Here is a 7,426-nt window from a genome sequence, read left to right on the forward strand (position 1 = left end):
GCCTGGACCCCGGGGGACAGGTACACCCAGGCCGGCGCCCCGCACCCCGGCTGCCAGCGGCTGTTCGCCCGCCGGGCGGAGGCCACGGCGGCCGCGCGCGGCCTGGGCCTCAAGGCCGGCATCGAGGTCGAGTGGACGGTCGCCCTGGCCGGCGCCCCGAAGGAGGACCCGCAGTACCCGACGCACGGCCCGGCGTACGGGATGCACCGGGTCACCGACCTCTCCGACTACCTGCGCGACGTCCTGCGAGCCCTCGGCCGGCAGGGGCTGACCGTCCTGCAGATCCACCCCGAGTACTCCCCGGGCCAGTTCGAGGTCTCGGTCGCCCCCGAGGGCCCGGTCGCCGCCGCCGACACCTCCGTCCTGGTCCGGCACACCGTCCGGGCCGTCTCCGCCCGGCACGGCCTGCGGGTCTCCTTCGCCCCGGTGGTCGAGACCGGCGGCGTCGGCAACGGGGGGCACCTGCACCTCAGCCTCTGGCGCGACGGGCGCAACCTCGGCCACGGCGGCCCCGGTCCGCACGGCCTGACGGCCGAGGCCGAGGGCTTCCTCGCCGGGGTGCTGGACGCGCTGCCCGAACTGCTGGTGCTGGGCTGCTCCAGCCCGGCCGGGTACCTGAGGCTGGTGCCCTCGCACTGGGCCGGCGCCTACCAGTGCTGGGGTCTGGAGAACCGCGAGGCCGCGTTGCGCCTGGTGACCGGCTCCACCGGGGAGCGGGCCGCCGCGGCCAACGCCGAGGTCAAGTGCTTCGACGCCAGCGCCAACCCGTACCTGGCGGTCGGCGGGGTGATCGCCGCCGGTCTCGCCGGGCTGGACCAGCGCCGCGCGCTGCCACCGGAGTTCACCGGGGATCCGGCGGCCGCCGAGCCCGGCACGGTGCCCCGGCTGCCGGCGGGCCCGGCCGAGGCGATCGCCGCGTACGAGCGCTCCGCGGTGCTGCGCGAGGCGCTCGGCGAGCCGCTCTACCAGGCGGTGCTGGCGGTGCGACGGGCGGAGCAGGAGCAGTACGCGGCCGTCACTCCCGAGGAGTTGGTCATGGCCACCCGCTGGCGGTACTGAACGGTGGCCCGGCCGGGGGCGCCCGCGCTGGTCGACCACCATTGCCACAGCGTGGTGGCGGCCGAGCTCACCGACGAGGCCCTGGCCGGGCTGCTCACCGAGTCCGACCGGCCGCCCGCTCCCGGCTGTTCGCCCTTCGACAGCGCGCTGGGCCTCGCGGTGCGGCGCTGGTGCCCGCCCGTGCTCGGCCTGCCGGTGCACGCCCCGGCCGCCGACTACCTGGCCCGGCGGCGGGAGTTGGGCGCGGCCGAGGCCACCGGGCGACTGCTGGCGGCGGCCGGCCTGGACACCTGCCTGGTGGACACCGGGCTGGCCACCGCCGTCGGCCACGAGCTGCTGCCGCTGGCCGAACTCGCCGCGGCCACCGGGGCGTCGGTGCGCGAGGTGGTCCGGCTGGAGTCGGTCGCCGAGACGGTGACGGCCGGCGCCGGGGACTGGCCGCGGGCCGTCGCACAGGCGCTCGCGTCGGCCGCGGCCGGGGCCGTCGCGGTCAAGTCGGTGCTCGCCTACCGGCACGGTCTGGCCGCGCCCGCCGAACGCCCCGCCGCCGCGGCCGTGGTGGCCGCGGCCGGCGCCCACCTGCGCGGCGGGCGGGGCCGGCTGACCGACCCGGTGCTGCTGCACCACCTGCTCTGGACGGCGGTGGACGTCTGCGCCGAGCTCGGCCTGCCGCTCCAACTCCACACCGGCTTCGGCGATCCGGACCTCACCCTGCACCGGGCCGACCCGTCGCTGCTGACGGACTTCGTGCGGGCCGCCGAGCCCAGCGGCGTCCCGCTGGTGCTGCTGCACGGGTACCCGTACCACCGGCAGGCCGCCTGGCTGGCCCAGGCCTTCCCGACGGTGTACACCGACCTCGGGCTCACCGCCTCCTACACCGGGCCGCGGGTGGCCGCGGTGCTGGGCGAGATGCTGGAGCTGGCCCCGTTCGGCAAATTGCTGTTCTCCACCGACGCCTACGGGCTGCCCGAACTTTATTTGGTGGGCACCTGTCAGTTCCGGTACGGACTGGGTGCGGTGCTCGCGGACTGGCGTGCCGACGGCGCCTGCTCCGCGGCCGATGCCGGGCGGGTGGCGCGGCTGCTCGCGGCCGACAACGCGCGTCGGCTGTACGCGTTGTAGGGGTGCGATCCGTCCTGGTGGTGGATGCCGTGACGGGTGTGGCGGCACGTCGGCGAACCATCACTTTTTAACACTCTTGACCTCTGTTTCCTTGTTGACCGCCGGGCGGCGGTAACCCCTGTTCCTGGTCAAGATGTGACGATTAGATGACTACCCCTTGCGCTTATAACCAAATATTCATTAGCGTCCCGGTCATTCCCAAGCGCACCTGCCCACCGCAGCTGCCGCCTGACGCCTCGGGAGGCCAACCCTCATGCGTGTTCCTCGGATCAGCCGTACCCGGTACGCGGCCGTGGGCGTCGTGCTCGCCACCGCCGGTGCCCTCGCGCTGCCGGCCGGCACCGCCGTCGCGGCTCCCGCGGCCGACTCGACGACCGGTCCGCTGATGAGCTACGTCGTCAACACCAAGGCCAACCACGGCCAGGTGCAGAAGGTCGAGAAGGCCATCACCGGCCTCGGCGGCACCGTCGTCCAGTCCTACGAGCAGGTCGGCGTCGTCGTCGCCCGCTCGAACGACACCAAGTTCGCCGAGAAGCTGCGCCTGGCCAAGGGCGTCGACTCGGTCGGCGCCAGCCGCACCAAGGGCATCCAGGCCTCCGACCAGGGCAAGGCCGAGGTCGCCACCGAGTCGGCCGCCGTGGCGGCCGCCCCGGGTGAGGACCCCGACGAGGCCTACCAGTGGGACATGCGTCAGATCGGTGCCGACAAGGCCCACAAGATCTCGCTCGGCAGCCGCAACGTCACCGTCGGCGTGCTGGACTCCGGCATCGACGCCACCCACGAGGACCTGGCCGCCAACGTGGACGCCTCGCAGTCGGTCTCCTGCATCGACGGCAAGACGAACACCGACTGGAAGGCCTGGCAGCCGACCACCAGCGACCACGGCACCCACGTGGCCGGCACCATCGGCGCCGCCAAGAACGGCAAGGGCATCGTCGGCGTCGCGCCGAACGTGAAGCTGGCCGCCGTCAAGGTCGTCGACGACGGCGGGTTCATCTACCCGGAGAACGCGGTCTGCGGCTTCGTCTGGGCCGGCGAGCACGGCTTCAAGGTCACGAACAACAGCTACTTCGTCGACCCGTGGATGTTCAACTGCAAGACGGACAAGGACCAGGCGGCCATCTCGGACGCCGTCCGCAAGGCCGTCGCCTTCTCGCAGCGCAAGGGCGTGCTCAACATCGCCGCCGCCGGCAACGAGAACATCGACCTGGCGCACAAGACCGTCGACGTGGCCAGCCCGGACGACACCACCCCCGGCACCCGCCCGGTCACCAACGACTGCCTGTCGCTGCCGACCGAGCTGCCCGGCGTCGTGGCCGTCTCCGCGGTCGGCTCCGACGGCGTCAAGGCGTACTACTCCAGCTACGGCAAGGGCGTTGTGTCCGTCACCGCGCCGGGTGGCGACCGCCGCTTCCAGTTCCCGAACACCCCGGACAAGGACGGCCGCATCCGGTCGACCATCCCCGGTGGCAAGTACGGCTACATGCAGGGCACCTCGATGGCCACCCCGCACGTCGCCGGCGTGGCCGCGCTGCTCGCCAGCACCTTCCCGTGGGCCAGCCCGGACGAGCTGACCGAGCTGCTGACCACCCACGCCGAGTCCGTCCCGTGCCCGAAGGGCGAGTTCAACCCGGGCGGTGCCGGCACCTGGAAGGCCACCTGCGAGGGCGGCGCGGACGACAACGGCTTCTACGGCGCGGGCCTGGTCAACGCCGAGAAGGCGGTCCAGTGGTGGCGCTGACGCGCTGACCGCGGACAGCACTGAACAGTAGAGCCGGGGAGCGGGACCACTGGGTCCCGCTCCCCGGCCGCGTTCGCGCACCGGCCGGTCGCGGGTGATCGCCCTTCGGTCGCTGTTCGGTCGCATTCGAGCACCGCGGCACCGCGGCACCGCGGCACCGCGGCGCCGGAGTGCCGGAGCACCGGCCGCGGTCGCCCCGCGCCCGACCCGACGAAGAACTACCGCTCCTCGTCGAAGTGGTGCTCCCAGACCGTCTCCACCGACGGCTTGCCGTGCAGGTCCGGCACCTCCTGGAGCCAGGCCGGCCGCCCCGCCCTGGTCCGGGCCGCCCGCCGCCGCTCCGCCTCGCGCAGCTGCTCGGGCGTGGCGAAGCCCTCCGGCAGCCACTCCTCGGAGAGCACCACCCGGGCGGCCAGGTGCGTGACGTAGGCGTGCCGGACGGCGTCCACCGAGTCGAAGCCGGGCTCGCCGGCCAGCCACTCGTCCGGGACCAGCGCCACGACCTCCTCCAGCAGCGGCACGGTGACCAGCGGCCCGAGCTCCTCGTCGGCCAGCCGGACGTCCGGGGCCGAGCCGCCGAGCGCGTGGGCGCTGAGGTCGTACCGCTTGCCGACCGCCGCCCCGGCCCCCGCCCAGCGGTGGTGGAAGATCAGCGCGGCGCCGTTGTCGATCAGCCAGAGCCGCCCGTGCCAGACCACCAGGTTGGGGTTGTGCACGGTGCGGTCGACGTTGCCGGTCAGGGCGTCCAGCCAGACCACCCGGCCGGCCTCGGCGGAGTCCACCGCGATCATCCCCGGCGTGAAGTCCCGCGCGCCGGGCAGCAGGTCCATCCCGAGGTTGAGGCCGGCGCTGGTCTTGAGCATGTCCTGGATCTCGGTGTCCGGCTCCTGGGCGGCGACGGCCGGGTCGAAGTCCACCAGCCGCAGCTCCGGCACCCGCAGGCCCAGCCGCCGGGCCAGCTCGCCCACGATCACTTCGGCGATCAGCGCCTTGCGGCCCTGCGCGGCCCCGGTGAACTTGACCACGTACGTTCCCAGGTCGTCGGTCTCCACCACGCCGGGGACGGAGCCGCCGGCCCGCAGCGGATCGACGTAGCGCACGGCAGTCACCAGATCGAGCACACCGGCCACCCTATCCCGCCGCGTCGCGGGCGTGAGCCTGTGATTGGCTTGCCGGACAGAGCGGTTCCCACCGGATGAGGAGAGCAAGGTCATGGGACAGGTGCAGGCCACCACGGAGCGGGTCTACGACGCGGCCCCCGAGCGGGTGTACGAGGCGCTGGCCGACTACCAGGTGACCCGCCCGAAGCTGCTGCCCGCGCAGTACAGCGAGTACGAGGTGCGGGTCGGCGGCACCGGTGCCGGCACCCAGGTGCACTGGCGGCTCCAGGCCACCGAGAAGCGGGTGCGCGACTGCCTCTTCACCGTCTCCGCGCCCGAGCCCGACCAGCTGGTGGAGAAGGACGCCAACTCCAGCATGGTGATCACCTGGACGGTCTCGGCCGTCGGCGAGGGCCGCTCCAAGGTCACCGTGACCGCCACCTGGCAGGGCGCGACCGGCATCGGCGGCTTCTTCGAGCGCACCTTCGCCCCGAAGGGCCTCAACCGGATCCACGACCAGGTGCTGGCCAACCTGGCCGCCGAGGTCCGCTGAGCCTGAGCCCGCTCAGGGACCACCGGGACCTCCCGAGAACCGCTGCGGCCGCCGAGGGCCGCCGCGGCCGTCCGGCCCCGCCGGAATCGCCAACCGCGCGATTCGCGCGCGTGGATCCATCGAAGCGCTCGAATCGCCTGCCGATTCGAGCGCTTCGGTCTCCCGTACGAGCCGAAAGCCGTACGGGTGGCCGAACCGCCACCTGCGGGTGACGAGAGCCGCCCGGAACCGGCGAGCCACCCTAGGCTCGCCGCCGTGCATATGACGATCCTTCACATTTCACAGCCGGTGGACGGCGGGGTCGCCCGCGTCGTCGCCGATCTGGTCAGGGGCCAGCGGGAGGCCGGCCACCGGGTCATGGTCGCCTGCCCGCGCGGTGGGCGGCTGGCCGGGGAGGCCGCCGCGGTGGGCGCGCTGGTCCAGGACTGGCCCGCGCGGCGCTCGCCCGGCCCGGGCACCCCCGCCGAGGCCTGGCGGCTGCGCCGGATCGTCCGGGCGGCGGCGCCCGACGTGGTCCACCTGCACAGCGCCAAGGCCGGGCTGGCGGGCCGGCTCGCGGTGCGCGGCGCGGTGCCGACCGTCTTCCAGCCGCACGCCTGGTCGTTCGCCGCCGTCGACGGTGCGCTGGGCGCCGCCACCCTGCGCTGGGAGCGGTTCGCGACCCGCTGGGCGCACCGGGTGCTGTGCGTCAGTGTCCAGGAGCGGGCCGACGGCGTGGCGGCGGGGGTGCACGCCGACTGGGCGGTGGTGCCCAACGGCGTGGACGTGCGCCACTACGCGCCCGCCGACCGCCGCGCCGCCCGGATCGCGCTCGGTCTGGACCTGGACGCCCCGCTCGCGGTGTGCGTCGGGCGGCTGTGCCGGCAGAAGGGCCAGGACGTGCTGCTGGCCGCCTGGCCGGAGGTGCTGCGCCGGGTGCCGCGGGCCCGGCTGGCGCTGGTCGGCGGCGGGCCGGAGGAGCAGCGGGTGGCGGAGCTGGTCCGGCAGACCGCCGAGCCCGCCCGGATCCGGCTGGTCGGGGACGTGCCGGATCCGCGCCCGTGGCTGGCGGCGGCCGATCTGGTGGTGCTGCCCTCGCGCTGGGAGGGGATGGCGCTGGCCCCGCTGGAGGCGATGGCGGCCGCCCGTCCGGTGCTGCTGACCGATGTGCCCGGTGCCCGGGAGTGCCTGCCGCCGTCCGAGCTCGCGCGGGCGGTGGTCCCGCCCGAGGACGCGCGGGCCCTCGCCGCCCGAATGGGGGACGCGCTGTCCGATTCGATCGAATGCGAGCGCCGCGGTGCCCGGTTGCGCGACCACGTGATCGGTCGGCACGACGTGCGCACCGTGGTCGAACAGGTGGACGTTCTCTACCGTCACCTGCTGGGTGCGGGCCCGGCGTCGGGGCGCCGCCGGGCCCGTGTCCCAGAGCGGATCTGATCGTTTCACATGCCGTGAATGCCCGCCGTTTCCGGTGTTGTCGTATTCGCACCCTCAACTGGATGCGGAGGCGAGGCATTAAATCCGAAATACCTATTAATGGGCGGCTGGAATGAATCGGCAAGTCAACTTCCGCTCCGTACGGCCCGGTTCTGTATTGTCGGATTTTGCCTGCTTCGTTCTGATTTCATGCCGGGAATTCACGGCTGAGCTCCGTGCGACCGACTCCTTCGTGACCGGTTCCTTCGCAATCGGCCCCGCCACCGGACATCCGGAAGCCGCCAGCGGCAGCAGGCGCTGTCAGGACCGCGCCCACCGGGCCGGGACGGCAGCCCCGCGCCAGCCGGTGCCGGGGCACCGTCACCCCGGGCACACAGCAGGGGAGATCGTGCGCTGATGACCATTGACCACGACAGTGTGCCGCGCTCGGGAGGG

Annotated in this window: 6 protein-coding genes; 5 read left to right on the forward strand and 1 reads right to left on the reverse strand. The window is 73.6% G+C overall.

Translation table 11 applies throughout. The features are described 5' to 3' along the window. From ACIQOV_RS18100 to ACIQOV_RS18110, 3 genes are all read left to right on the forward strand, one after another. A partial coding sequence (locus ACIQOV_RS18100; protein ID WP_401049558.1) for a glutamine synthetase occupies nucleotides 1-1,059 on the forward strand: 1,059 nt, incomplete at its 5' end. A 3-nt stretch (nucleotides 1,060-1,062) separates the two neighbouring features. Next, the gene (locus ACIQOV_RS18105; RefSeq protein ID WP_401049559.1) at nucleotides 1,063-2,181 is read left to right on the forward strand and encodes an amidohydrolase family protein; all 1,119 of its coding nucleotides are present in this window, start codon (nucleotides 1,063-1,065) and stop codon (nucleotides 2,179-2,181) included. A gap of 253 nt (nucleotides 2,182-2,434) precedes the next feature. Beyond that, nucleotides 2,435-3,922 (forward strand): S8 family peptidase, encoded by a 1,488-nt coding sequence (locus ACIQOV_RS18110; protein ID WP_401049560.1) that lies wholly within the window; start codon nucleotides 2,435-2,437, stop codon nucleotides 3,920-3,922. 218 nt (nucleotides 3,923-4,140) lie between these two features. Here ACIQOV_RS18110 and ACIQOV_RS18115 read toward each other — a convergent pair whose 3' ends face one another. Further along, nucleotides 4,141-5,043: a HipA family kinase gene (locus tag ACIQOV_RS18115; RefSeq protein ID WP_401049562.1), complete on the reverse strand. Its 903-nt coding sequence runs from the start codon at nucleotides 5,041-5,043 to the stop codon at nucleotides 4,141-4,143. 91 nt (nucleotides 5,044-5,134) lie between these two features. Between ACIQOV_RS18115 and ACIQOV_RS18120 the strand changes: the two genes are divergently transcribed. Together ACIQOV_RS18120 and ACIQOV_RS18125 are read left to right on the forward strand one after the other, a co-directional pair. After that, nucleotides 5,135-5,575, forward strand: a complete 441-nt coding sequence (locus ACIQOV_RS18120; RefSeq protein WP_359903353.1) for an SRPBCC family protein — start codon at nucleotides 5,135-5,137, stop codon at nucleotides 5,573-5,575. Nucleotides 5,576-5,836: 261 nt separating this feature from the next. Then, nucleotides 5,837-6,991, forward strand: a complete 1,155-nt coding sequence (locus ACIQOV_RS18125; RefSeq protein WP_380353155.1) for a glycosyltransferase — start codon at nucleotides 5,837-5,839, stop codon at nucleotides 6,989-6,991. The last annotated feature ends 435 nt before the right edge of the window (nucleotides 6,992-7,426 follow it).

This window comes from Kitasatospora sp. NPDC091257 (assembly GCF_044757675.1).
In the GTDB taxonomy this organism is placed as follows: Bacteria; Actinomycetota; Actinomycetes; order Streptomycetales; family Streptomycetaceae; genus Kitasatospora; species Kitasatospora lactacystinica.

What these genes read in the sequence shown, in the direction of transcription:
- ACIQOV_RS18110 (WP_401049560.1), top strand. Translation starts at nt 2,435, where the DNA reads ATGCGTGTTCCTCGGATCAGCCGTACCCGGTACGCGGCCGTGGGCGTC.
- ACIQOV_RS18120 (WP_359903353.1), top strand. Translation starts at nt 5,135, where the DNA reads ATGGGACAGGTGCAGGCCACCACGGAGCGGGTCTACGACGCGGCCCCC.
- ACIQOV_RS18125 (WP_380353155.1), top strand. Translation starts at nt 5,837, where the DNA reads ATGACGATCCTTCACATTTCACAGCCGGTGGACGGCGGGGTCGCCCGC.